This is a genomic window from Ruegeria sp. CDSA221 (assembly GCF_059611825.1).
Map to the genome: position 1 here is coordinate 93,111 of NZ_JBXWPK010000004.1, position 25,303 is coordinate 118,413.

At 54.7% G+C, this 25,303-nt stretch carries 22 protein-coding genes and 1 pseudogene; 11 read left to right on the forward strand and 12 right to left on the reverse strand.

Annotated elements, in window-relative coordinates:
* Positions 1-91: 91 nt before the first annotated feature.
* Complete coding sequence (locus tag AC2FJ5_RS07450; protein WP_496792947.1) at positions 92-964, reverse strand: LysR substrate-binding domain-containing protein; 873 nt, start codon at positions 962-964, stop codon at positions 92-94.
* Positions 965-1,066: 102 nt separating this feature from the next.
* On the opposite strand from AC2FJ5_RS07450, the gene AC2FJ5_RS07455 reads away from it, so the two are divergent.
* Positions 1,067-2,635, forward strand: a complete 1,569-nt coding sequence (locus tag AC2FJ5_RS07455; RefSeq protein WP_496792949.1) for a trimethylamine methyltransferase family protein — start codon at positions 1,067-1,069, stop codon at positions 2,633-2,635.
* Between the two features lie 454 nt (positions 2,636-3,089).
* On the opposite strand, the gene AC2FJ5_RS07460 is transcribed toward AC2FJ5_RS07455, so the two are convergent.
* The 5 genes from AC2FJ5_RS07460 to AC2FJ5_RS07480 all read right to left on the reverse strand — a co-directional run bounded on the left by AC2FJ5_RS07460 (position 3,090) and on the right by AC2FJ5_RS07480 (position 10,437).
* Complete coding sequence (locus AC2FJ5_RS07460; protein ID WP_496792950.1) at positions 3,090-4,754, reverse strand: Na/Pi cotransporter family protein; 1,665 nt, start codon at positions 4,752-4,754, stop codon at positions 3,090-3,092.
* 304 nt (positions 4,755-5,058) lie between these two features.
* Entirely contained in the window at positions 5,059-6,411 is a 1,353-nt protein-coding gene (pbfA, locus tag AC2FJ5_RS07465) for a (R)-1-hydroxy-2-aminoethylphosphonate ammonia-lyase (RefSeq protein ID WP_496696665.1), read from the reverse strand.
* Positions 6,412-6,518: 107 nt separating this feature from the next.
* Positions 6,519-7,982 carry a phosphonoacetaldehyde dehydrogenase gene (gene phnY / locus AC2FJ5_RS07470; protein ID WP_496792952.1) on the reverse strand — a complete coding sequence of 488 codons (1,464 nt, stop codon included), beginning with the start codon at positions 7,980-7,982 and terminating at the stop codon, positions 6,519-6,521.
* A gap of 3 nt (positions 7,983-7,985) precedes the next feature.
* On the reverse strand, positions 7,986-9,230 hold the full coding sequence (gene phnA / locus AC2FJ5_RS07475; protein WP_271949911.1) for a phosphonoacetate hydrolase: 1,245 nt from the start codon (positions 9,228-9,230) through the stop codon (positions 7,986-7,988).
* A gap of 19 nt (positions 9,231-9,249) precedes the next feature.
* On the reverse strand, positions 9,250-10,437 hold the full coding sequence (locus AC2FJ5_RS07480; protein WP_496792953.1) for a 2-aminoethylphosphonate--pyruvate transaminase: 1,188 nt from the start codon (positions 10,435-10,437) through the stop codon (positions 9,250-9,252).
* A 119-nt stretch (positions 10,438-10,556) separates the two neighbouring features.
* Here AC2FJ5_RS07480 and AC2FJ5_RS07485 point away from each other — a divergent pair, with 119 nt between their 5' ends.
* Positions 10,557-11,447, forward strand: a complete 891-nt coding sequence (locus AC2FJ5_RS07485) for a LysR substrate-binding domain-containing protein (RefSeq protein ID WP_142637687.1) — start codon at positions 10,557-10,559, stop codon at positions 11,445-11,447.
* Positions 11,448-11,479: 32 nt separating this feature from the next.
* Here AC2FJ5_RS07485 and AC2FJ5_RS07490 read toward each other — a convergent pair whose 3' ends face one another.
* The 3 genes from AC2FJ5_RS07490 to AC2FJ5_RS07500 all read right to left on the reverse strand — a co-directional run bounded on the left by AC2FJ5_RS07490 (position 11,480) and on the right by AC2FJ5_RS07500 (position 15,765).
* Positions 11,480-13,501 (reverse strand): putative 2-aminoethylphosphonate ABC transporter permease subunit, encoded by a 2,022-nt coding sequence (locus tag AC2FJ5_RS07490; RefSeq protein WP_496792955.1) that lies wholly within the window; start codon positions 13,499-13,501, stop codon positions 11,480-11,482.
* Complete coding sequence (locus AC2FJ5_RS07495) at positions 13,498-14,613, reverse strand: putative 2-aminoethylphosphonate ABC transporter ATP-binding protein (protein WP_496792956.1); 1,116 nt, start codon at positions 14,611-14,613, stop codon at positions 13,498-13,500. The genes AC2FJ5_RS07490 and AC2FJ5_RS07495 overlap by 4 nt, the downstream gene beginning before the upstream one ends.
* 132 nt (positions 14,614-14,745) lie before the next feature.
* A complete protein-coding gene (locus AC2FJ5_RS07500; RefSeq protein WP_281973206.1) occupies positions 14,746-15,765 on the reverse strand; it encodes a putative 2-aminoethylphosphonate ABC transporter substrate-binding protein in 1,020 nt (339 codons plus the stop codon).
* 498 nt (positions 15,766-16,263) lie between these two features.
* Between AC2FJ5_RS07500 and AC2FJ5_RS07505 the strand changes: the two are divergent.
* Positions 16,264-16,497, forward strand: a pseudogene (locus AC2FJ5_RS07505) (transposase); the annotation flags it as partial.
* A 49-nt stretch (positions 16,498-16,546) separates the two neighbouring features.
* Here the strand turns inward: AC2FJ5_RS07505 and AC2FJ5_RS07510 are convergent.
* From AC2FJ5_RS07510 to AC2FJ5_RS07520, 3 genes are all read right to left on the reverse strand, one after another.
* On the reverse strand, positions 16,547-17,386 hold the full coding sequence (locus AC2FJ5_RS07510) for an EamA family transporter (protein ID WP_496701306.1): 840 nt from the start codon (positions 17,384-17,386) through the stop codon (positions 16,547-16,549).
* A gap of 52 nt (positions 17,387-17,438) precedes the next feature.
* Positions 17,439-17,630 carry a helix-turn-helix domain-containing protein gene (locus tag AC2FJ5_RS07515; protein WP_496749315.1) on the reverse strand — a complete coding sequence of 64 codons (192 nt, stop codon included), beginning with the start codon at positions 17,628-17,630 and terminating at the stop codon, positions 17,439-17,441.
* A 327-nt stretch (positions 17,631-17,957) separates the two neighbouring features.
* The gene (locus tag AC2FJ5_RS07520) at positions 17,958-18,167 is read right to left on the reverse strand and encodes a hypothetical protein (protein ID WP_496749314.1); all 210 of its coding nucleotides are present in this window, start codon (positions 18,165-18,167) and stop codon (positions 17,958-17,960) included.
* A 297-nt stretch (positions 18,168-18,464) separates the two neighbouring features.
* On the opposite strand from AC2FJ5_RS07520, the gene AC2FJ5_RS07525 reads away from it, so the two are divergent.
* The 8 genes from AC2FJ5_RS07525 to AC2FJ5_RS07560 all read left to right on the forward strand — a co-directional run bounded on the left by AC2FJ5_RS07525 (position 18,465) and on the right by AC2FJ5_RS07560 (position 25,285).
* The gene (locus AC2FJ5_RS07525; RefSeq protein WP_142637697.1) at positions 18,465-18,650 is read left to right on the forward strand and encodes a hypothetical protein; all 186 of its coding nucleotides are present in this window, start codon (positions 18,465-18,467) and stop codon (positions 18,648-18,650) included.
* A 21-nt stretch (positions 18,651-18,671) separates the two neighbouring features.
* Positions 18,672-19,820, forward strand: coding sequence for a TRAP transporter substrate-binding protein (locus AC2FJ5_RS07530; RefSeq protein WP_496792958.1), 1,149 nt, complete (start codon positions 18,672-18,674; stop codon positions 19,818-19,820).
* Between the two features lie 113 nt (positions 19,821-19,933).
* Positions 19,934-20,446 (forward strand): TRAP transporter small permease, encoded by a 513-nt coding sequence (locus AC2FJ5_RS07535; protein WP_281973202.1) that lies wholly within the window; start codon positions 19,934-19,936, stop codon positions 20,444-20,446.
* Between the two features lie 12 nt (positions 20,447-20,458).
* Positions 20,459-21,787 (forward strand): TRAP transporter large permease, encoded by a 1,329-nt coding sequence (locus AC2FJ5_RS07540; protein ID WP_142637703.1) that lies wholly within the window; start codon positions 20,459-20,461, stop codon positions 21,785-21,787.
* A gap of 12 nt (positions 21,788-21,799) precedes the next feature.
* A complete protein-coding gene (gene hisD, locus AC2FJ5_RS07545; protein ID WP_271949931.1) occupies positions 21,800-23,107 on the forward strand; it encodes a histidinol dehydrogenase in 1,308 nt (435 codons plus the stop codon).
* On the forward strand, positions 23,100-23,861 hold the full coding sequence (locus AC2FJ5_RS07550; RefSeq protein WP_496792960.1) for an SDR family NAD(P)-dependent oxidoreductase: 762 nt from the start codon (positions 23,100-23,102) through the stop codon (positions 23,859-23,861). Before hisD ends, AC2FJ5_RS07550 begins: the two co-directional genes overlap by 8 nt.
* A complete protein-coding gene (locus AC2FJ5_RS07555) occupies positions 23,858-24,838 on the forward strand; it encodes a zinc-dependent alcohol dehydrogenase (RefSeq protein ID WP_496792961.1) in 981 nt (326 codons plus the stop codon). Before AC2FJ5_RS07550 ends, AC2FJ5_RS07555 begins: the two co-directional genes overlap by 4 nt.
* 33 nt (positions 24,839-24,871) lie before the next feature.
* Positions 24,872-25,285 carry a universal stress protein gene (locus AC2FJ5_RS07560; RefSeq protein WP_496792962.1) on the forward strand — a complete coding sequence of 138 codons (414 nt, stop codon included), beginning with the start codon at positions 24,872-24,874 and terminating at the stop codon, positions 25,283-25,285.
* Positions 25,286-25,303: the final 18 nt, after the last annotated feature.

Consider the following 25,303-nt stretch of genomic DNA (forward strand, 5'->3'; position numbering starts at 1 on the left):
ATGATATGTCCTGTGGGCATCCTCTGGGTCCCTGTAATTAATTTATATGCCGTATAATAACGGCTCTGAGGATACTCAAGGGGAATGACTGCTACGATTGACCCAGAATCCATTCCGAGAAGGACTGTACTGCGCCGGTTGGAGCGGAGCTATGCGGTTGAACCAAAAAATACCCATAGTCGGGCAGATCGGTTTCCGACAACCGAAACAGTCTTTCAGCATTTAGATCGTCCCGAACCAGATCATCCATCAAAGCTATTCCCTGTCCGTCGATGACTGCTTGCGCCCGGACATTTGGGTCAGGAACGATTAGCGCATCTCTCCTTGATTGTCGGGGAAGCTTTGCGACGTTCAGCCAATCAGACCAGGCGTTGCTGTCATCACGATCTCTCAGCAGCGTAAGATGCGATATTGCCTCTTTCATTCCTAATTCTATCACTAGGTCAGCTGCCGCCCGGTCACCCACAGGATAGGGCGGCATGGGCATGAACGGAGTAACCGTGCCGCCGATCCAATTCCCGCTACCCCACCTGATTGCAAGATCCACATCCTGCATCTCAGCTTCTGAAAACTCGATCATCGGTTGAATGCGAATCTGCACGTCCGGGTGGCTTTGCATGAATGACATCAGGCGTGGCGACAGCCAGCGCGCAGCGAAATAGGTCGAGACGCCAACGGTTAGAGAACGTGTTGAAATCCCCTTTAATGCATGAATTTCAGCTTCGATTTCTTCGTATCGGGTCTGGCAGATCGCGAGCAGTTTTAATCCTTCACCAGTGAGTGTGACACCACGCGATGTGCGCTGGAACAGGATCATCCCAAGATCGGCTTCAAGCGTTTTGATCTGATAGCTGATGGCGCCCTTTGTCATGTTGAGCGCCGATGCTGCCGTCGAGAAGCTGGAATTACGAGCAATCTCGGCAAATAGCCTGAGTAAGTCATGGTGATGAAATCGGGTACTCATATCTTTAGTGTACAAAATTTCTAAACGCTAAGAGTAGTTTTTTTCGATTTTCAAATATGTTTTTAAGGTCGAAAACCGCATTCAAGCTCGTGGAGCGATGAAATGAAGTTGGACTTGTTGAACGCAAAAGCAAAAACACCGACACCGGCGGGGCACCGCGGCCGCGCGCGCAGGCGCCGCTTGGCCCGTAGTATTGCCCCTTCTGAGAGCACACCGTTCACGGGTCGCAGGATACCTGCATACAATCTACTAAGTGAAACGGTATTGGCCCGGATCGAAGATCAAGCCGACTGGATTCTAAGCAATATTGGCGTCGAGTTTCGGGGGGATCGAACGGCACTGGATCACTTCGCCCAAACGGGTGCCCGCATCGATGGCGAACGTGTGCGGTTTGAACCGGGTCATGTCCGTGCGCTTTGTGCTACGGCCCCAGGTGAATTTCAGTTGCATGGCCGAGACCCGGTCAGAACGGTGACACTTGGCGGTGAAAACGTTGTGCTGATGCCGGGATACGGCTCTCCCTTTGTCAGCGATCTGGTGAAGGGCCGACGATATTCGACGCTGAAGGATTTCCGCAATTTCGTCAAACTGGCCTACAGTGCGGCTGCCTTGCATCATTCCGGCGGCACGGTTGTCGAGCCGACAGATGTGCCGGTGAATAAACGGCATTTGGACATGATGCTGGCGCATCTGACACTCTCAACCAAGCCCTTTATGGGCTCTGTTACGGCACCCGAGCGCGTGCGTGACAGTATCGAGATGGCACGCCTCGTCTTTGGACGCGACTTCATGGAGCACCACGCGGTGATGCAGGCAAATATCAACGTCAATTCGCCGCTGGTTTATGATGATACCATGTCGTCGGCTCTGCGTATCTATGCGGAGGCAGGCCAATGTGTCTGCGTCTCCCCTGCGATTTTCGCGGGTGCCATGGGGCCGCTTTCGCCGGCGGCGGTGGCGGCGCAAACTCTGGCAGAAGCGATGGTTGGCATTGCGCTTGCGCAACTGGTGCGCCCCGGTTGTCCGGTGGTGTTCGGCTCGTTCCACTCCACAATGAACTTGCGCACGGGCGCTCTGACCTTTGGATCGCCCGAGGCGAACATGACCACGATGGCGCTGACACAATTGGGACGAAGGCTTGGCGTACCTGTGCGCTCTGGCGGTGGGCAGATCACCGCCTCCAATGCGCCAGACGGGCACGCTATGCAGGACAGCACAGGTGCCATGTGGTCCACGCTTTTGTCCGGAGCCCATCAGGTCTGGCATGCGGCAGGCTGGCTCGAAGGTGGGCTTGTGATGTCCTACGAGAAATTCATCATGGATCTAGACCACTGTGGCGCGATGCTGAAACTGTTGCAGGGCTTCGAAACGGATGAAGAGGCCTTTGGCAGTGATGCCTATTTTGAAACGGGCCCGGGCGAAAATTTCCTGTCGACCAAACACACGCTGCGCCACTATGCGGCAGCAAATTATGAACCACAAATTTCTGATGCAGGGCCATTCGAGACCTGGTCTGAAAATGGTGCTCTCACGTCAGATCAACGCGCCACCGCGCGGTGGCATCAGATGTTGAACGATTACCAGCGTCCTGAAATGAAACCCGGCATACAAGCCGTGCTTGAAGACTTCGTGTCAGAACGCAAAGCGCGAATGCCGGATGAATGGTACTAGAACGGAATACCCAATACCTAAGAACTCTGCCGGGATTGCCAACTTGCTTGAGCAAGATTGAAGAACGTCGGCGCCTATGTCGTCAGGAGGACATTTCGCGGGCATAGCTGATCCAAAACTGGAAGGCATCTGATCGGGCATGGTGGTATAAAGCTGAAGTAAGTTGATAGCGGGGAGACGGGAGCTGATGGTGATCTGGTCATGGGCAACCAGAAATCTCTGAGCCTGCCAGAGTGACTTGTTCGGACCGATGATCTTTTCGCGTTTTCGGGTTGATTGGTGGGATCCTTCAATCCGGTTACTTCGACCCTTGTGCATTGCGCAGTGCTGGGCTCAGGTTTTAGAAGACACTGAACAATTTCAAAATTTGATTTCGAGAACGAACTCACTTCGGTGTTGTCAGTCGCCTTTGTTCTCGCTCTTTTCTTGTCTTCGCATTGAGACCGGCTCGGGCCTATTCAGCAATTTCGTTGATCAATCGTGTCTCGAGAAGTTGACCGTTCTGGTAAAGGACCGGGTAAGCAATCGATGCAATATGACTGTTGAACTCCCGGAAAGCCCGCAATGTCTCTAGATGAATATCACTGGTTTCGAAGCTTTCCGTTGTTCCATGCTGCAACCGGCGCAGGTGACGCTTGCGGCTTTCACGTTCCACGCGTTTGATTTCGGTTTTTTCAAGGCTGAGAAGCCGGGCGCTTTCCAGATCGTCTGAAACAAGTACATTTGATGCCAGTTTCATGTTTGCAAGAATACCTTCATGCATCTGAACAAGTTCAGACCAGCCATCTTGCGAAAAGCTAGAGCCTTTGGCCCGCATTTCACCGGCCAATACAGTCAGGCGTTTGGCGACAACGTCACCCGCCGTTTCAAGCCTGATCGCAAACTCCATAAGGTCGCGCGCGGTTTTAGCATCGTGTTTTTCATATAGCTCAGGGGGTATCGCGGCGACGAAGGCTCGAATACCCGAGAGGCACCGGTTTACGTCCTCGTCAATGGCCTGAACTGACCGGATCTGCTCTTTGTCTCCGCTGCGGTAAAGTTCAAGAGCAGGACGGAACATGGTTTCGAGAAGATCGCTCATCCGTAGCAGCTCACGCTTGAGGCTCGGCAAGGCCTGATTGGGATTTGCCACGTCTTTCATGTCCAATGCGCTGACCGGTTGTGCGGGTTGCGACTTCTGTACTTTCTGCTGGTCTGGCAAGAGCCTTTCGAGCAAGTTCTGCCAGTGTCCACAAAACGGAAGGGCTAAAACCAAAAGCGACAGGTTGAAAGCAAGATGCACGTTGACTAGCATTTGCCCCCCTTGCGGGTCGCCCAAAAGCCCGGTTCGTAGGGCAAAATTTGCTGCAAACAAACTGGCCAACGCCCAACTGCCTCGCAGCGCCAAATTTGCATAGGGTATTCGTCGGGCAGTCACTGGCATTCCTCGGGTTAGCCATACCGGAATGAAGGCCGAGCCAAAGTTCGCGCCAAAAACCAAAGACATTCCGGCGGCAAATGGGATCGCTCCAATTTGCACAAGTGTCACACACATAAGGATGGCCGCTACCGAGGAATGCATGACGAAGGCTAAGGCACTCCCGACAAGAAATGCAGTGATATAGTCGCGCGACAAGTAATCCGCCACTGCGGGTAAAAATGCACTGTCCCGAATTGGGTCCATCGCCTCACGAAGGAACCGAAGTGAGATCAGGATAAAGGCAACGCCCATCAGAATGCGCCCTAGTTGTCGGGCTTTTTTGGCTTCGGTCTTGACGAATAGATAGCCTCCAATCGCCAGCAGCATTGGAATAAGCCAGTCCAACCGGAACGTAAGAATCTGGATGATCAGTGCTGAACCTAGATCGCCTCCGAGCACAATCGCCAGACCGGCAGGAAAACTCAACATTCCACTGGCAGCAAACCCAGAGGTCAACAGCGCCACTGCCGCCGAACTTTGCAGTACAACCGCCATCATCAGACCCACAAGTGAGGCCTGCAGGTAACTGTGCTGTCGCGTCAAAATGCGCTGGAACGACGCTCCATAGCTGCGCTCAATTCCAGTGCGTACCATTCGAACTGCAAAAAGCAGCAACATCGTCGCGCCAGCAAGGCTGACTAAAAAGCTGACTATCGCCATGCTCTACCTCACTCCCACGGTTTGCTTGGAATAACAGGGTGCGCTGCAATCCTGCCAACCAACGACCGGAGACCGACCCGGTGATTTTGCGGCCGAGTAATTTCGATAAAACGCTCAGCGCCCGAGTTTGCTGAAATAAATCGGACGCGCCTGTTCCACCCGGAAAACGCATTCACTTTCTTGGCGGTAGGCAATGGCCCTTGGCGCCATAATTGAGAATTGATCTCCACGTCCATTGACCACTGTTTTCCTGGAAGCAGAGAGAGCAACGGCGTGTTTTGCTCTAAAGGTATGGCCATAAAGATCAACATTCGTCCTTAATCGCGTTGACAACAATGTCGATTGCACAGTCGAGATCCTTGCGCGTGATCGTTAGCGGCGGTGATAATGTAAGCACACATCCCTGACTGATTTTGTAGCTTAGGCCAGCTTCCAAACAAGCATAATAGATCCGCTCGGCTCGTGCATTTCCAGGTGTCTTGTCGGCACGGTCATCGACAATTTCGACACCAAACATCAGACCACGGCCGCGAATGTCACCGACGATCGGGATATTCTGAAGCTCGCCCATCAGACGATCCATAGCGTGCTCGCCCAACTCAGCCGCCCGGTCAACCAACCCCTCATCTTCGATGATTTGTATTGTGGTAAGCGCGGCGCGTGCAGTCACCGGGTTTTTTTCGTGTGTATAATGTCCAATGGCAAAGTCTCCGCAGACGTCTAGTTTGGATCGCGCGATACAAGCTGCAATCGGCAGGATGCCTCCGCCAAGTGCCTTACCCAAGGTGACGATGTCAGGGATAATCTCGTCATGCTCAAAGGCAAACATCTTGCCGGTCTTTCCAAGCCCCGTGGGAATCTCGTCCATGATCAAGAGAGCCCCGTGACGATTACATGCCTCCCGCACAGCTTTCCAGAAGCCCGGTGGCGGCACATAAGGCACCGCGCGCATAGGCTCAGCGATGACCGCAGCTACGTCTCCCTCGCGTTCTAGAACGAACTCGACCATTTTTGCACAAGCCAACCCACAGGTATCTGGGCCGGCGTGATTGTACGGGCATCGGTAACAGGCAAAAGGTGCCACGTGCTCTGCACCCGGCAGAAGCGGGCCGGCTATATGGCTGCGAAATGTCGCCTCGCCGCCGACGCTTGCGGCGCCAAAACCGGCACCGTGGAAGGCATCCCAGAAGCTAATTGTTTTGAACCGACCGGTGGCAGCGCGCGCTATCTTGAGAGCGACCTCGTTTGCATCAGAGCCGCCGGTCGTAAACAGCATCTTCCCAAGGTCGTCTGGCGCGATTTCGGCGAGCTTTTCGGCCAATTCAACCGCGGGATCATTGGTGAAGCGACGGGGTGCGAAAGACAGGTCATCCAGTTGCGCCTTGATCGCGGTGATCAAACGGGGATGTCCGTAACCGATATGATGCACCGAATTGCCATGGAAATCCATGTAACGGCGGCCGTCCAGGTCTTCGACCCAAATCCCCTCAGCTTTGGCAATGGTGCTAACGCATGGCGAGGACAGTGACTGGTGGAGAAACGCGTTAGCGTCGCGTTTCAGCAAGGGTGAAGATTTAGGCCCTATAGATTCCTTCATCCATGCTTTTCGCGCGCTGGAAGTATTGGATTCGCCTTCCGTGTGGACGATTTGTGACATGCTTTTTCCTCAACGCCGCTTGTGAAAAAATGCGGACCTCGCAAAGTCCGCCAGTACCAGGGAGGAACTTGTGGTGCCCCGACCCGGGTCGGGACGGGGCACAAAAACTAGCGTGGCCAGGGCAGCGAGTAAGTTTTTACGTTAGTAAAAAACTTCATTGCCTCGATGACACCTTCTTTAACCCCATTACCGCTGTCCTTGATGCCTCCGAAGGGGGACATTTCGATACGGTATCCGGGTTGTTCCCAAATGTTGCAGGTGCCCACGTTCAGACCGTTGATAAAGGCAATCGCACGGTTCAAGTCGTTCGTACAGACGCCTGAGCTGAGGCCGAATTCGGTACCGTTCGAAATACGCATCACCTCGTCGTCATTGTCCGGAACCCGAACGATGGGCACAATGGGGCCAAAGGTTTCTTCCATCACCAGCTCGCTGTCATGGGGGACCTTATCGACCACGATGGGCGGCAGTAGTGCACCCTGACGGCCCGGATGATAGAGGATTTCTGCGCCGTCGGCCTCGGCCATGTAAACGCGTTTTTCGAACAGTTCAGCTGCCTTGTCATGGATGACACAGCCCAGTTCGGTCTCGGGGTCTTGTGGGTCGCCGAACTTGATCTTCTTCGCCTTTTCCAGAACCAATGGCACAAACTTGTCGGCCACGCTTTCTTGCACCAGAATACGTTTGATCGCAGTGCAGCGCTGACCCGAATTGCCGGTGGCGCCTGCCACAGCAATGGTCGCGGCCTTCTCAAGGTCCGCGTCAGAAAGATCGTTCAAAACGATCAGAGGGTCATTGCCCCCCAGTTCCAGAGCTTGCCGCTTGTAAACGCCTTTTTCGGCGATCATCTTACCCACCGGCACGCCGCCGGTGAATGTGATGATGTCGATGTTTTCATTGGTGATCATCTCGTCGCCAATGTCACCTGGCCAGCCGGTAACCACTTGGAACATCTCGGGTGGTAGACCCGCGTCGTAGAGGATGTCAGCTAATGTCAGCGCCGTCAGCGGCGTCAGTTCCGTCGGCTTACACACCATGCAGTTGTTGGTCGCGATTGATGGCGCGATCTTGTGGCTGACCATGTTAAGTGGATGATTGAATGGTGTGATTGCCGAAATCGCATTCACCGGCTCGCGCATGGTGAATATTTTTCGATCTTTGCCATTATGGGTCAGGTCGCATGAAAAGATCTCGCCATCATCCTTCATCGCCTCAGCGGCGGCGAACTGATAGACATCTTGTGCACGCTTGGTCTCATAAATCGCATGCTGGTGACAGATACCCAGTTCCAACGTCAGCCATTTGGCAAGGTATTCACGACGTTCACCAATCAACTCGCCCGCACGCTGCAGGATCTGGCTGCGCTCATACCGTGTGAGCTTTGGAGTGTAATTTGCCGCGATTTCGAACGCTTTGCGCGCATGTTCCGCCTTGCCGGCGGGTACATGCCCGACAATCTCGTTTGTGTATGGGTACAGAACCGGCACCGTTTCGTCGGTAAAGACGATCTCGCCCCCGATGCGCATTCCTTCATTGCGGATTTCGATTTTCGACATGGTTTGATCTTTCATGGATTACTGCGCCGCCGCTGTGGTTGCATAGAAAAACGCATCAAAATTGCGCAACTCGGGCGCAGTCCCCAAGTCGATAACCCGGTTTACGATGAAAGGAACTTCCTGCTCGGTCAGTCCACCGTGGCTGCGCAGCGGCTCGTTGAGAGCGGCCAGATCGTGGCGGTCTTCAGAGGTACCGATACAGATGTTCTCACCCGAGACCATCACAATATCGCCAATGCGGTCACCGGGCAGTTCAAAGCGCTTGATCGCCTCTTCTTTGGTCAAAACATGAGTGATGCCGGGTGTAGCTTTCAGTTTGCCGATGATGTCGTTGCGATCCGCGTCTTCGGGTAGATAGCAGGTGGCAAACGACCCGAGTGCGCCGTGGTGCACCACATAGGGGTCCGTGATCGGCAAGATGACACGGGCCGCGTCCTTGCCCAGCCATTCATCCACCAGATCCTGCACATATACCACGCTGGGCGAGCCATCGGCGTGGTGCTTGGGCTTCATGCCGTGGTCGGCGGTGACCACGATGGCAGCGCCCATGGCGTCCAGTTCGGTCAGATATTTGTCAAACATCTCATAGAATGCCTTGGCCTCGGCCTGATCGGGTGCGTATTTGTGCTGCACGTAGTCGGTGGTGGTCAGATACATCACATCTGGTTTCCACTCTTTCAGCAATTTGACACCCGCAGCAAAGACAAACTCGGACAACTCTGCCGAATAGACCTCGGGTTGGGCCATGCCCAACCATGCGCTTGCTTTCTCCTGACCATGCTCAGCCTGTGTCGACGTGTCGGACTTTTCCGCAGAGAAGCATTTGGCCCGGTCGTCGTCGAACTTCAGACCCGCCCCCAACAACGCGCGCAGCTTGTCCTTCGCGGTGACTATGGCCACCTTGGCGCCAGCGTCATAGAACTGCTTGAACACGGTCGGTGCACGCAAAAAGCGCACATCGTTCATCATCACTTCTTCACCACTGTCCGGATCAATCAGATAGTTTCCACAGATGCCGTGCACGATAGGCGGACGGCCAGTCGCAATGCTGAGGTTGTTAGGGTTAGTAAACGACGGGATCACCGAATGGGCCAGCCGGTCAGTGCCGGTTTCGCGCATTCGCTTGAGAGTCGGCATCAGACCGTCAGCAATAGCTTTGTCCAGGTATTCTGGCTCACAGCCGTCAAGGCAGATGGCAATGGCGGGAACTTTGGGCATCGGGTAGACACGCTCGTTGGCTTCAACAGGGGTGTGGATGGTCATTTGGTTTGTTCCTTGATCCTTAAGCGGCCAGTTTGGCGCGTTCTTCTAAAGCTTGGAGAGGAGGTGTGGCACTCGACACACCCATTTTTTCCAAAGTTTCCTTGGCGGCAATTACAACTTTCCGCATAACCTTGTCGTCCATCTGACCGATGCACCCAACGCGGAAGCTGTCGACGACGGTCAACTTGCCGGGGTAAATGATGAACCCTTTTTCTTTCATCAGATTGTAGAACTGATCAAAGACAAAGTTATCATCGGCCGGGCAGAAGAATGTTACGATGATTGGGCTCAGCCAGCGATTGTCGAGCAGAGTTTCGAAACCCAGCTCACGCATGCCGGCGACCACAACATCCCTGTTGCTGGTGTATCGGGCTCCGCGACCGGAAACGCCGCCCTCAGCCGCATGTGCCCTGAGGGCTTCGATGAAAGCGGCAACCACATGGGTGGGCGGCGTAAATCGCCATTGACCGGTTTTGTTCATATGCGCCCACTGCGCGTGAACGTCCAGAGACAGCGAATGACTGTTACCCTTGGCATCCTCTAGCTCGTTCTTGCGCGCGATTATGAACCCAAACCCCGGAACACCCTCAATACACTTGTTGGCGGACGAAACCATTGCCTCATAGCGGACTTCCGTAGGCTTCAACTCGATCGCACCAAAGGCTGACATTGAGTCGACAAGAAGTTTGCGACCAGCGGCGTAAACCGCCTCCGATATTTCCTCTACCGGATTCAGAATGCCCGAGCTTGTTTCGCAGTGGATAGCAACGACATGGGTGATCGCGGAATCATTCGCCAGAATCTCGGCAACTTCTGAACCACGCGGCGGCAGATAGTCGCCCTTGTCCAGGACAACATGATCGCGTTCCAGATACTTGAGCGTTTGCGCCGAGCGTTGACCGTAAGCACCATTGGCCAGCACCAATGCCTTGCCATCGCGCGGAATGAACGAAGCCAGCATCGCCTCTACTGAAAACGATCCGCTCCCCTGCATCGGTACGCAGTCAAACTCATCGGCGCCCTCGCCAAGCAATGCCAAAAGACTGGAGCGCAACTCCTGGGTCATACCCCGAAAGTCATCATCCCAGCTTCCCCAATCCCTCAACATGGCTTCTTTCACGGCGTATGACGTGGTCAAGGGGCCAGGAGTTAGTAGATAGGGCTCGCCGAGACGCGGTTGTTCAATTTGAGGAAAAGAAGACGTCATAACCAAGCTCCAGATCAACGTTTCAAAGACACAGTTGCAGCAACCGCAGCTATATGTGAAATTGCAAATATCAATCTAATTATAAGCTCAGCCTATGCTCGAACCTTCAGGAGTTTGAAATGCGACATAGCCAGCTCAAAGCCTTTCATTTCGTGGCCAAATATGGTGGGTTTTCGCGTGCTGCAGAGGCGCTTTTTTTGACGCAGCCAGCAATTTCAGAGCAGGTTCGCAAACTTGAGCAGGATCATGATTTGTTGTTGTTCAAGCGTGAGCGAAAAAGAGTGAACCTAACCCCGGAGGGGACGCAGCTTTACCGGTACACCAAGCAGTATTTTGAGATCGAGGATCAGATCGAGGACTATCTGTCTGAAACGAGGGCTGCGATCGACGGCGAGCTGCGGATCCTTGCCGATTCCGCGCACCACTTGACCGACTTTCTGGGGCCATTCCGAGAAAAATATTCAAACATTACGATTACCGTCCGCGCTGGCAACACCGAGGACATTTTGGAGGAACTCAGATCTTACAACGCAGAAATTGGTGTTGTTGGCAGCGTGTCTCCCGGCAAGGACATGAGCGTTCTTAGCCTCGGTTCGACCGAGATCGTGGCATTCACGGCCCGCAGTTTGCTTCTCGCCTCAAAACCTACATTGTCCCTCGCAGAGCTGGCGGAGTTGCCTCTCATCTTCAGGGAACAGGGATCAAAAACACGTCAAAAGCTCGAAGATGAAGCCAGTAAACGGGGGGTGCCGCTGAAACCGGCAATTGTGGCCGAAGGAAGAGAGGCCGTCAGAGAGTTGGTGGCATCAGGTGCAGGTATCGGGTTCGTGTCCCAGGCAGAATACGGTCACGACGACCGTCTCAGACAAATCAAGCTGCAAGACGTCGACCTGCAAATGGGAGAAAGTATGATCTATCTTTCCCAACGGCGTGAGGTGAAGACCATTCGCGCCTTCATGAAATTCGCCAATTCTGTTCTAGAAGAAAAACAAAACCCCACCAATCAGTGATCGGTGGGGAGATGCCTAAATGGGTTTTCTTGTTAGCGGATTCGCCAGGCTTGCGTGCGACCGAGGACGCCTTTGGAAGCAATCAGGTGGATGATCCGTGCCGCGGCGTTTGTGTAGAAGATCATCATCCCCATTGCGGCAGCTGGCGCAATATCGCCCGCATCGTCCATGTTTAGCACTGCAATAGATGCCAACGTGGTTTTGGGCGAGTATAGGAACACAACCGCAGATACCGTCGTCATTGCGTTTACGAACAGATAGATTGATATGTCCAGCACGGCAGGCAGGCAAACAGGGACCGTGACACGGGCAAACAACTTCATCGTCGGTTGCTTGAGCGAGGCTGATACCGACTCAAATTCTCTGTCCATCTGCTTTAACGCGGTCACAGCCGTTAGGTGTGACACCGTATAAAAGTGAGTCACCGTGCAGATCACCAAAATCGCCATCGTTCCGTAGATCCCGTTCAGGGGATTGGACGGGCTGTTAAAAAAGAAGATGTAGGAAAGGCCCAGCACCATGCCCGGGATTGCCATAGGTAGCATCGCGAACATCTGAAAAATCGACCGGCCTGTTCTAAACCCGTTCGATTTTTCGACCAGATAGGCACCAAAAAAGACGACTGAGGTACCAATCACAGCCGTCAAAAGCGCCAGCTTGATCGAATTTATGTAAGAGCCCCAGCCGCCTCCATCCATCTTGTTGAAATCGTAGTTCTTCAGGCTCAGGCTCAGGTCGTAGGGCCAAAACTTGATCAATGCCGCGAATTGGCATACAGCCAGCAGCCCGACGATGAACAAACCGATCAAACAGCAATAGGCTAGAAAGATTCGATCTGCCTTTCGGTTTGGGGTTGGCTGGTACGGGACCGACCGAGCCGACAGCAATGCAACCTGTTTTGATTGCACCATACGGTCAATCGCGAAGGCCAGGATTGCCGGGATCACCAGAACGACCGAGACAACGGCACCCATTTCAAAGTTTTGCTGACCGATCACCTGCTTGTAGATATCCACTGCCAGAACATTGAACTGGCCGCCAATCACTTTTGGCAGACCAAAATCAGTTATGACCAGATTAAATACAACGAAAGCGGCCGAGATCAGACCATAACGCGCGCCGGGGATGGTGACTGTCCAAAAAGTGCGCCACGGTGTCGAGCGCAGGCTGACCGCAGCTTCGTATAGTCGTGCATCTGAGATCGCCAGCGCCGTTGAAATGATCAGGAAGGCGTGCGGGAAGGTGAAGAACACCGAACCTATCACGATGCCTATCGGACCATAAATACTGGCGCCGAACAGCAACTCTTTTATCATGCCCTGGTTGCCAAAAAGATAGACCAACGCAATGCCGGGCAGTAGTGAAGGCACCAGGATCGGAGCCATCGCAATCAGACGAAACACACCCTTGAACCGCATGCAACTCCGGTTCAGCGCATAAGCAAACCAGAACGCCAGAGTTACTGTGACAATGGTGCTAATCACAGAAATCCAAAGGGAGTTCTTGATAGAATTGAACAGTGCCGGGGTTGAGAAGTAGTTGACGAAATTTTCCAAGCCTCGCGATTGAACTGGCCTCAGCTGAACCCGCCGGAACTGATTGGAATCGAGCGTGACCCAATCCGTATTGTCTTGCAGCGTAGAACCGACAAGAAACCGCCCGGTGTCGCTTGTGTTACGGATTTGGTACATGACCGGACTGCGAAAGCTGAAATCGGGAAAAAGCTCGGTTACCGATAGCCGCCCGTCTGAGCCGGTAGACAGATCGGTGCCTGAAAAAGCCCCGATTTGTTCGTTCAGTGTGTCGGCTGACAGGATGGTTCCGTCAAATTGCCCCGCTTCGTCACTGACCTGAAACTCGTATTGTGACAACTCCATCCGATAGGTCGAGAATGACTTGGAAAGCATCGTGTAAAGCGGCAGGACCAACGTCGCGACCAGATAGAGTGCGATCACGAACATGCTGCCGCGCATCAGGATGTCATCCCTGCTGAGCTTGGGTTTGATGTCAGGCCCGGCTGGAAGAGTCCCCGGGTTGGTTGAAATCTCGCTCATGCTGCCGTCTCCGGAACATCAAAGGCCATTAGCCGGTTTTCGGGCAGTTCAATCACCATGGTCCTACCCTCTTCCAGTTCTAGGCGGCGCACGGCATTGATCGAAAAATCTGCGATCAGTTCCGAAGATCCAAATCGCTCGTTGCTCAAGCGGCATCGCCAGAATGAACCGAGGAATTCCATTTCATCGAGAGTGACGTCGATGCAATTCCTGTTGCCGCCGGTATCGAGATAACCAGCCTCATGCGGGATGATATCCTCCGGTCGGATCGCCGCAATCGCTCGCATTCCGTCGTTGAACGTGTGGCTGAGGCACGCAAAGGTCTTTTCGCCGACACTCAGTCGACCACCCTTGGTGACCTGAGACTGGATCTGGTTCATTTCCCCGATGAAGTCTGCCACGAACAAGTTTGCGGGTTCTCGGTAAATTTCTGTAGGTGACCCCACCTGCTCGATAACCCCATGATTCATGACCACGATCCGGTCCGCCATCGCCAGCGCTTCTTCCTGATCATGCGTAACCATCACAGTAGTCACACCCAGTTTGCGCTGCAGCTCTTTGATTTCGTGACGTAGATGGACGCGCACCTTTGCGTCCAATGCCGAAAGCGGCTCATCCAGCAACAAGAGACCGGGGTTGGTCGCAATGGCGCGGGCCAACGCAATCCGCTGCTGCTGGCCACCGGACAATTGCGCAGGATACTTTTTACCCTGTTCAGGCAGCCCGACCAAATGAAGCAGTTCGCTGACACGAACGGCAATATCCGATTTGCTGCGACCAGTGTTTTCCAGGCCGAAAGCAATGTTCTTTTCGATCGTCAGGTTCGGGAACAAGGCGTAAGACTGAAACACAATCCCGAAATCACGCTCTGACGGCGGCAGATTTGACACATCCTTGCCGTCTTGCATGACAGTGCCCTTGGTTTGCAGATCGAGACCCGCAATCGCCCGGAGCAAGGTTGTTTTGCCGCAACCCGAAGGCCCCAGAAAGCAGACAAATTCGCCTTCGTTGATTTCCAGGGATATGTCCTTGAGTGCAAGAAAGCTGCCGAACGCTTTCCACAAATTCTGGATGCTTAGATACAGTTCACCGGGTGGGGTTTTCTGAAGCACGGGAGCGGTCCTCATATCTGCACCTCGGGAACGGCCGATCTGGGCCGGTTGAAGCCGGGCGCGCTGGTCGCGTTGTTTGGAAAAATAGAGTGGTGTGCAGAAGAGGTGCTTACACCTCTTCTGCAGGTTGGTTTACTTCGCTTCAGACTTCCCGTCATAGCGAGACTGCCATTCTTTCAGTATCGCCGCGCGGTTGTTGGCGGCAAATTCAAAGTCGTTGTCGATCATCGCATCCAGAAGACCTTCAGGGAAGTGCTCGACCGGTTTTGCGACGCCAGGATAGGCGACAACGGCGTACCCTGTGTTGTACATCTCGTTGGCTTCCTTGGTGACGGTGAAATCAACCAGTTTCTGCGCGGCTTCGAGATTTGCAGTACCGGCAACAATAGCGGTCGCTTCCATGTCCCAGCCGACACCTTCTGACGGGACAATGATCTCAAGCGGCGCACCATCAGCTTTCGACTTAGCACCACGGAAAGCAAAAGAGATGCCAATCGGGATCTCACCTGCAGCAGCCAGTTTGCACGGCTTTGAACCAGAGTGGGTATATCGCGCGATGTTCTCGTGCAATCCGTCCATGTACTCCCAGCCGCCTTCTTCGCCGAACATCTGCAGCCAACTTGAAACATCAAGGAAACCAGTGCCCGACGAGTTCGGATTTGGCATGATCACCTGATCCTTATACATGGGGTCTGTAAGATCCTTCCACGATGTCGGCGGCGTCAATCCCGCTTTCTCGGCCTCGACGGTATTGTAGCAAACTGCGGCAACCCAAGCGTCCATGCCAACCCACGCCGGAGGATTGTCGCCATCGACAAATTTCGCGTCTAGGTCGCCAACACCCGCAGGCGCGTAAGGCTCCAGCATACCTTCGGACTTGAGCAACAAAAGCGAAGTGGCTGCGAGACCCCACACGACGTCTGCCTGAGGGTTGTCCCTCTCGGCCAACAGTTTGGCGGTGATGATCCCGGTCGAATCCCGCACCCAGTTGATTTTGATGTCCGGATTGCTCGCATTGAACGTCTCAGCGTAGCGCGCCAGGTCTTCAGCTTCGACGGCTGTGTAAACTGTCAATTCGGTTTCAGATAACGCAACTGTAGCAGTCAAGGAGCTTACGGCCAGGGCTGCAAGAAATTTGGTCTTATGTTTCATCGTGATCCTCTGTCGGTTGATTATTCTCGGGAACGCCATTCTTGAGCAGCGCTTATTTGCAGTTCCATGCCCTGGCAGTGTGACAGATAAATAGATCAAGAAAAATCGATTATACCTTCCACATCATAAGCAAAACCTATGTAAGGCAATCCGCCCTAGCGCTCGGAATTGAGTGTCATACCCCATTGATATGAGATAGGAACTCTCCCTGCGCCAGTCACCCAAGAGTTCCGTTCAAATCAGTGCGCTTCGGCATTGGCCCGTCGAACGGGCGGTGGGCTACGAAATCCGAGGCTACATACTGCTACCTGTCGACTGACCAGCCGCCAATCGAACATGACTGTCATAGTGCTCGCAAATACCTTTGCAAATGTCTGACGTCAGCACTTGCGGGACAGTACAGGTCGATTTGATAAGAGAGATTTTCTGGCACATCGTACCCGCCAAGGAGTGGAGGTGAGATAGAAACCCAGAACACGTAAGAGCCACGGCTAAAAGATCGTCAAGGATATCCGTCGTGCTACCCGCAAGCACTATTCAGCGGAAGAGAAGATCTGGATCGTTCTGGACAAGCGCAAGGGCGAAGGCAGCATTGTGGAGCTGTGCTGCCGGGCAGGCATTGCTCAGAGTCTGTACTATAGCTGGTCCAAAGAACTCCCTGAAACTGGCAAGAAGCGCCTCGCGGGCTATAAGATACGTGCGGCGACCTTATCCGAAGTTAAAGACCTGCGCCTTGGACTCGTTATCCCGCAACTTCCTTCTCCTTAGTCCAACTTGTACGTCATCTTGTTAGGGCCAGAACCACAATTCCAACTGCCACGATTATCGCCGCCAGGAGTCTGTTGGATTTTGGACCCTCTCCAAACCACATCACACCAATTATTGAAGCGAAGATGACCGAACTTTCTCGGAGCGCTGATACAACACCCAACGGCGCGAAACTCTTAACATAGAGCACCAGACCATAGGCTAAGCCGGAAATGATTCCTCCTGCTAAACCTGACCAGACATATCTCTTTGGAAGTGCGATGAGGCGGTCCCATCGAGTCGAGAAGATGAACCCCGCCACGAAGATCTCAGCCACGAACAATACCGTGATATATCCAAGCGTATTCCCTGAGAGTCTCACGCCAATACCGTCAACCAGAGAGTAGGAAGCAATCATCAAACCAGTTCCGAATGCCGCCGCGATGCCTACCCAGTTCGTGCCCTTTCCAAGTCCGCCAAAAGACAGGCAACCGATGCCGGCCGAAATGCAGACAATACCGATCCACGCGCCCGGAGGAAGGAATTCACCGGCAAGAAAGACCGCTCCCAACGCCACTAATATGGGCGTTATCCCGCGCGAGATGGGGTACACCACCGATAAATCGCCGTAACGGTAGGCCGTGTTGAGAAACCAGTAGTATCCCCAATGAATCAAGGTGGAACCAATAATGTATGGAATTGCAGCCATTACTGGAAAGCCCGTAAAAGGAAGCACGGCAAGCGCAGGTATGGCATGCCCGATCGAGATTAATCCCAACATAATGGCCTTGTCAGGCGCGCCCTTTACGACCGCATTCCAAAGCGCATGAAGGAAAGCCGCAAACAGTACGATGAGGATCGCATGTACTGTCATTGCTCGTCGCAATCAGCGAAAACGCCTTGTAGACACATATGATTTTGCACCTCTATGCGCTCTGCTTCATGCGCTGATCGACTGGCGTTCTACCAAATCTTTGCTTGTATCGCTGCGAAAGCGTCGTACAGGAAACAAATCCACAGGCCAATGCAATTTCTGTCATATACAGTTCAGTGAATTCGGCGATGGCATGAGCCTTCTCCAACCGCTCTGCCATATAGTTTGGCTTTGAGTTCGTCATGGTTCGTAACGAGGTTAGGCATTGATTGGCGGTCAAAACTGTCAGGCTTCCGTGTCTTGAGAGAATTCAATCAGAATTGAAGAAAACGTATTATATGCGAAATGAACGCCGCAGGGCCCTATACCCGCCTCAAGGCCAAATCCGTTAACAACATTCAACACGCCAGCAGGCAGGATATCCGCGATCAGTTCACAGATCACCATGATTGTCGCTGGCGTTGCTTGGCCGGATTCAGAACCACGCAATAGCTAGCAGCTCCAGATTGTCTGCCAGCTTTTGCACTATCCGCGTGAGAACATTCGCACGCTCGGTCACGCTGGTCGAACCTCAGGTATCGGCAACCGAATGCGCTGGGTCCAGCGCGGCCTCAACGACTGAAGCATCAGACCGTGCGATCTGGCCAATGGGCTGGACGGGAATCGGGCTTAGATTGTCAAAATACCGGCCTGCCTTTGGCTTGCAAAAGCCGCCTCCGATCAAATTGTCATAACGGGATGCAGGGGGCGAGATACTCGTTACCGCCTGCAGATTGGTCATCTCATTTATTGATTTTCTCCATAAGTTCACGGTCGGGGCTTTTGATATCCCGCGCATCGGCTGATGCAGCGGTGTGGAACCCGGCCTACCGTTCTTGTTGTACGGCGACTTGGCTAACACGATGAATTTTCAGAATGTATCCGACCATAATAGTATTACTTTGGTCGCTGCTTGGGGTCTTCCTGTCCGCAATCGCCGAGAGCGCCAAAAAATGCGCCTCAATGTAAGCGCTTGCACGAATCGAATGTAAGCGCTTACAGTGTCGCTCAGAACTGCAACCTTTTCGGATCCTGTTTTATGTTCCTTACCGCCTCGCTGATCGTCTTTGTCATCTACTTCGCCAACGTCGCTCTGGGGGCCTTTGCAGCAAGCGCATTCCTTGGGGACGTGGGCGAAATGCTGGTTCTGTTTGCCGCGTCGATATTGTTTGTCGTCGCCATTCTTCAAAAAGAGGCTGACCGAAACAAAAAGAACGGCAGCTAAGGATTTCTGGGAGGAAACATAATGGACAAAGATCGCAAGGACCTTGCGTCGGCAGCACGCCGAAATTTTCTGAAATTGACGGCAACAGGCGGCTTCACAGCGGCCATGGTAGCTGGTGCTGCGGGGACGTTGTGGTCAACTGAAGCTGCAGCGCAAAGTGCCAGCGAAGAGCGCGACCGCGAGGCTGCAGCGGACCATATCATGGTTCTGGCAACTGCCTATCCGGTCGGTGCGTCGCGTGGTTATCCAATCATGCAGCTGGACCTGAAGGAAAACATCCAGAACGCGACCAACGGCAAGGTCTATGTCAAACTCGCGCCTGGCGGGCAGCTGGGTGCAGGCGGCGCGCTGGTGCAGGCGGTGCAGGGTGGCACAATTCAGGCAGCACAGCATTCGCTTTCGAATTTCGCGCCGTTTGCGTCGACCGTTGACCTGATCAACATGCCGTATCTGTGCGGGTCAAACCAGCGTTTCACAAACCTCGTCAACTCGCAGTTCTGGAAGGACACGGTCGAGCCGAAGGTTGAGGAGAACGGCTTCAAGGCGCTGTTTTATATCAACATCGACCCCCGTGTCGTTGCCATCCGCAAGGGTGGCCCCGGACCGGTCTTGACACCTGGCGACCTGTCCGGCGTCAAGTTCCGCGTTCCCGGCTCGAAGATGCTGCAGCAATACTACCGCATGGTTGGTGCAAATCCGACGCCTGTGGCCTGGGGAGAAACCCCGTCTGCGATCAAACAGGGCGTCGCTGACGCGCTTGACCCGTCCGTGGGTGCGCTCGAAGTCTTTGGTTTCAAAGATATCCTGAGCCATGTGACTTTCACCCAGGCCGTGCCAGACAGCCAAGTTTATTCGTGCAACCTGGAATGGTTTAACTCAATGCCCTCCGACGTGCAGGAAGGGATCATGTGGGGGTCCGAGATGACCTCGCACCAGAACCTTGCCAAAGTGCCATCGGCCCGCGCCTACGCTATGGCCGAACTGATCAAAGCAGGTGTCGAATTCCACTCGCTCAGCGAAGAGCAACTGGCCGAATGGAAAGCCGCTGGTGGCTACCAACGGTCCGAATGGGACGAGTTCAAGATCGATCTGGCCGGGTCCATGGACAACTTCGCCAAGATGGAAGAAGCCGCAGGTACCCAAGGCAAGTACTACGTGCATGACGCTTAACTGTCGGGTCGGGCGTGCCTCTACGCGCGCCCGATCACCAATCTTTCCCGCCTCAGTAAAATCCAAACGCGTCAGCGCGGTGCGTTTTGCTAGGCAAATCAGCAGGTTCTCACATGAGCTTTTTGCGCCGAATTGATAGAGACGCCGAGCGCTGGTTGCTTCTGGTCTTCTACGTGATGCTTGTCATCACCATGGCGATCGAGGTGCTGCGCCGGGAAATATTCTCTTTTTCCTCGATCTGGGGCGAAGAAATTGTGCGGTACTCCTTCATCTATCTCGCATGGATTGGTGCTGCGGCTGCAGTGAAAGAGCGCGCGCATATCCGCATTGACGTGCTGATGCACTACCTTGGGCCGCGTCCGAAGGCTTTGCTGTATATCTTTGGCGACCTGGTGATGTTCGGTGTTGCTGTGATTGCCCTCTATTGGTCCTACGAAGCCGTGCATGTGTCTGCCAAATTCGGATCGGTCACGGACGGGCTGCGCATTTCCAAAGTATGGTTCTTGATGGCGGTTCCATTGGGGTTCGGCCTGATCATATTGCGGCTGATTCAATCCCTACTGCGCGACATCCATTCTCTCAGAACGGGCAAACCCGTTTTTGAGGGCGACACACTCTTTGATTGAGGGATGATTTGAATGCTTTGGCAAACCTTTGATCAAACCGTCGAGCTGGGTTGGGATTTCTATCTGCCCGTTATCATATTCGTCTCGCTGATTGCACTGGCGGTTCCGGTTTGGGCCGCCATCGGGACCTCGGCGATCCTGATGTTGGTCATGTCCGGCGACCTTCCCCTGAGCCTTGTTGGTGAAAAGCTGTTCACCGGCATTGATGCCTTTGCGCTGACCGCGGTGCCGCTGTTTATCCTGACAGGGGACGTGCTGGTCCGAACCGGGCTCAGTCGAAAATTCCTTGATGTTGCCGAGGCACTGACGTGTTTCACCAAGGGTGGTTTCGGGTCTGCGACGGTTCTTGTCTGTGGCATGTTCGCGGCCATTTCGGGATCGGACGCAGCTGGTGCGGCCGCGGTCGGACGTATGACTATCGCACGCTTGGTCGAAAGCGGCTATCCGCGCCCCTATGCCTGCGCTCTGGTGGCGGCAGGCGCCTGTACCGGCATTTTGATCCCACCGTCGATCGCTTATATCATCATCGGCCTTGTTCTGGGGATATCCGCATCGACCTTGTTCCTTGCGGCCTTGATCCCGGGGATCGCGATCCTGTTGTCGATCCTGATCACGAACCTGATCGTGAACCGCATCTACGCCTATGAAGGTGGCGGACAGATGACGATGGCCGAATGGTTGGGTAATCTGGGCCGTGCTCTAAAATCCGGTTGGTATGCGTTTATCGTGCCGGGCATCATCTTTTACGGCATATTCTCGGGCCGCCTGACACCAACAGAAGCGGGTGCAACGGCCGTCGTCGTGACAATCATCATGGGCTTTATTCTGCGGACGCTGTCCCTTGCGGATTTTCCCGCCATGCTAGTCAGTTCGGCAAAGGTGAACGGCGTCATCCTTCCCATAATCGCTTTCTCGGCTCCGCTGGCCGAAGCGCTGGCCATCATGGGCGTGCCGCAAGGTTTTGTGACATCGGTGACCGGGCTGACGGATGAACCATGGTTACTTATCCTGCTGATGATCGGAATCCTAATCGCCGCCGGTTGCGTTATGGAAACCACGCCGAATATCGTGATCCTTGCGCCTATCCTGAAACCACTCGCGGACAACATCGGCATGAACGAGATACAGTTCTGCATCATGATGATCACAGCTCTTGGCGTAGGCTTCATCACGCCGCCATTGGGGCTCAACCTGTTCGTGGTGTCTGGCATAACCGGGGAATCCATCCTCAAGATTGCCGCCCGTGCCGTTCCCTTTGTTCTTTGCATGTTCTTGGTTGTGTTGCTGATTGCTTATATGCCAGCGATTTCGACTACATTCTTGCCTGAAATCTACAAATAGGACCTCGCTAAGATGAAACGTGAATACCTGAAAAAAGCGACCCTAACCGCTAAATCGGATGCTTCCGAAGTCCACGAGACGGTCAGGACAATTCTGGCCGATATCGAAACGGGCGGAGATGCAAAGGCTCTGGAATACGCAGCCAAGTTCGACCGTTACGATGGCAATGTCCTATTGACCGCCGAGGAAATCGAGGCTGCAGCCGCGCTCGTGCCGGAAAAGCTGAAAGCGGACATCCGGTTTGCACATGACAACGTCAAACGGTTTGCCGAGGCGCAAAAGGCCACGGTATCCGATGTCGAGGTTGAGATCGTACCGGGCATGGTTGCGGGGCAAAAGGCGATCCCGGTTGATGCGGCGGGCTGTTATGTGCCCGGTGGTCGCTATAGCCACATTGCGTCAGCCATCATGACGGTGACAACGGCCAAAGTTGCAGGCTGTGGTCACATCACCGCTTGCTCGCCCCCCCGTCCGGGTGTGGGTGTTGCCCCGGCCATCATCTATGCGGCGCACCTGTGTGGTGCGGACAAGATCATGGCGCTGGGTGGCGTTCAGGGCGTGGCCGCAATGACGTTCGGACTGTTTGGCCTACCCAAGGCCAACATCCTTGTGGGGCCGGGCAATCAGTTTGTCGCAGAAGCCAAGCGTATTCTCTTTGGCCGCGTAGGGATCGACATGATCGCGGGCCCAACGGACAGTTTGATCCTGGCAGATGCGACCGCTGATCCACATATCGTGGCAACGGATTTGGTCAGCCAGGCCGAGCATGGCTATAATTCGCCTGTTTGGCTGGTCACAGATGACCGGGTGTTGGCCGAAAAGGTGATGGAGCTTGTGCCTGCCCTGATCGATGATCTGCCCGAAGTGAACCGCGACAACGCCTTTGCCGCCTGGCGCGATTATGCCGAAGTGATCGTATGTCCAGACCGCGAGGAAATGGCCGCGTGCTCCGATGATTACGCGCCCGAACATCTGACGGTACAGGCCGAAGATCTGGATTGGTGGCTTGATCGGCTCACCTGTTACGGCTCGCTGTTCCTTGGGGAAGAGACAACCGTTTCCTATGGCGACAAGGCAACGGGCACCAACCATGTGCTGCCAACGTCAGGGGCCGCGAATTATACCGGCGGTTTGTCGGTCCATAAATACATGAAGATCGTCACTTGGCAGCGCGCCACACGCGAAGGTGCCAAGCAGGTGGCCGAAGCCACAGCGCGCATTTCCCGCCTTGAGGGGATGGAAGGGCACGCCCGTGCTGCGGATGTTCGTCTGGCCAAGTATTTCCCGGATGAAGCGTTCGACCTGACTGCAAATGGCTGATCCACGATCTCTGTTTGACCTGACTGGCCGTGTGGCCTGTGTAACCGGCGCCAGCTCCGGCCTCGGGCGGCGTGCGGTCATCGCACTGGCAAGCGCCGGGGCCCGCGTGGTGGGCGTAGCCCGGCGCGAAGACGCCCTGCAGCGCTTGCAAAACGAGGTCGGCAAAGATGTGGATTACGTTGCAGCAGATGTCGCCGACCGTGATGCACTCTCGCACTTGGTAGAAGCGGTCAGCGCACCGTTCGGCGCGCCAGACATCATTGTGCACGCCGCTGGCATCAACATCCGTCAGACGGCGGATGACGTGACCCCGGAAGGCTGGGATCAGACCGTGGCGCTGAACATCTCGGCTCCGTTTTTTCTGAGCCAGGCGTTGGTGCCCGCGATGAAAGCCAAGGGGTGGGGGCGGATCGTGAATTTTGCGTCGCTCCAAACCACGCGCGCTTTTCCCGGTGGCATCGCCTATGGGACGACCAAGGCGGGCATTGCCCAACTGACCCGCGCTATGGCCGAGGCGTGGTCGACTTATGGCATCACAGCCAATGCGATTGGGCCTGGGTTTTTTCCGACAGAACTGACCGAGGCCGTCTTTGCCGATCCGAACCGAGCCACGCGCAATGCCGCCCAGACCTGCATCGGACGCAATGGCCGTTTGGAAGACATGGACGGCCCCATGCTGTTTCTCTGCTCGGACGCGTCCGGTTACGTGACCGGACAAACCCTAATGGTCGACGGAGGGTTCACAGCAAAATGAAAGCGTTGGTCTATGAAGGCGTCGAAACGCTTGGTGTGCGAGAAGTCCCCAACCCGACAGTCGGTCAGGGCCAGTCGCTGGTTCGTATCGAAGCCTCGGGCATCTGCGGGTCGGACATGCATGCCTATCTTGGCCACGACGACAGGCGCCCTGCGCCCCTGATCCTTGGCCATGAGGCCGCAGGTGTGATTGAAGGCGGCGCCCGTGACGGCGAACGGGTCACGATCAACCCGCTGGTCAGTTGTGGCACCTGTCCCGCGTGTCAGACGGGCCGCGATAATCTGTGCCCGGACCGTATGATCATTTCCATGCCGCCGCGCGAAGGGGCCTTTGCCCAATATGTGGCAATGCAAGGCAGCAATCTTATCGTGGTGCCGGATCATGTTCCGTTGCAAAAGGCTGCGCTGGCCGAACCTCTGGCCGTCAGTTGGCATTCCATACGGTTGGGGCTGATGGCGCTTGATCCGGGTGCCCGCCGCACCGCGCTTGTGCTGGGGGGCGGGGCCATTGGTCTTGCTGCGGCCCTTGCCCTCAAGGCACAAGGGGTCGATGACGTAACTGTTGCGGAACCCAGCGACAAGCGACGCACATTCCTGGAAGATCAATGCTTAGTGAAATCTGTACCCGCGGGGGCAGGGCAGTATGGCATCGTGGTCGACGCCGTCGGATACGCGGCAACACGCGCCGCAGCCTCTGCCATGGCTGAACCCGGGGGTGTCATCGTTCACATCGGTCTGGGTGAAGATACAGGCGGCCTCGATATCCGGCGGATGACCTTGCAAGAGGTGACGTTCATCGGAACCTATACCTACACGCCGCAGGACTTCCGGGATACCTGTGCGGCACTTTTCGATGGCGCGCTTGGCCCGCTGGATTGGGCGGAACATCGCAGCCTTGATGATGGACCGCAGGCGTTTGCCGATCTACGCTCGGGCGCGGTTGCGGCCCCCAAGATCATCCTCGACCCGTGGGCCTGACCCCTATGATCACCAACCAAATGGAGACACAGCATGTATCATAAAATCCTCGTCCCGATGGCGCTGGACCATGGCGTGTCGATCCATACGCTCGAGATCGCCAAAGCGCTGAGCGCGAAGGATGCCCAGATATTCGCCCTTCACGTCCATGAGGCGCCCCAAGGCTCGGTCAGTGCCTATCTGGACGAAGAAACGGTTGCCGCCGGGTTTGAAAAAGCGCGCGCTGATCTTGAGGGTAAATTGTCTGGACATCCCGGTGTCACGCCGGTGATTGTAAAGGGACATTCGGCCCGCACTATCATTGACTATTCCGAGGCGCATGGCATCGACTGCATCGTGATTGGATCCCACAAGCCCGGCCTCAGAGACTATTTCCTTGGCTCCACAGCTGCCCGCGTCGTGCGGCACGCAGGCTGTGCCGTCCATGTGCATCGCGCGTCCTCTTGAGGACGCCCTCCACCTCTT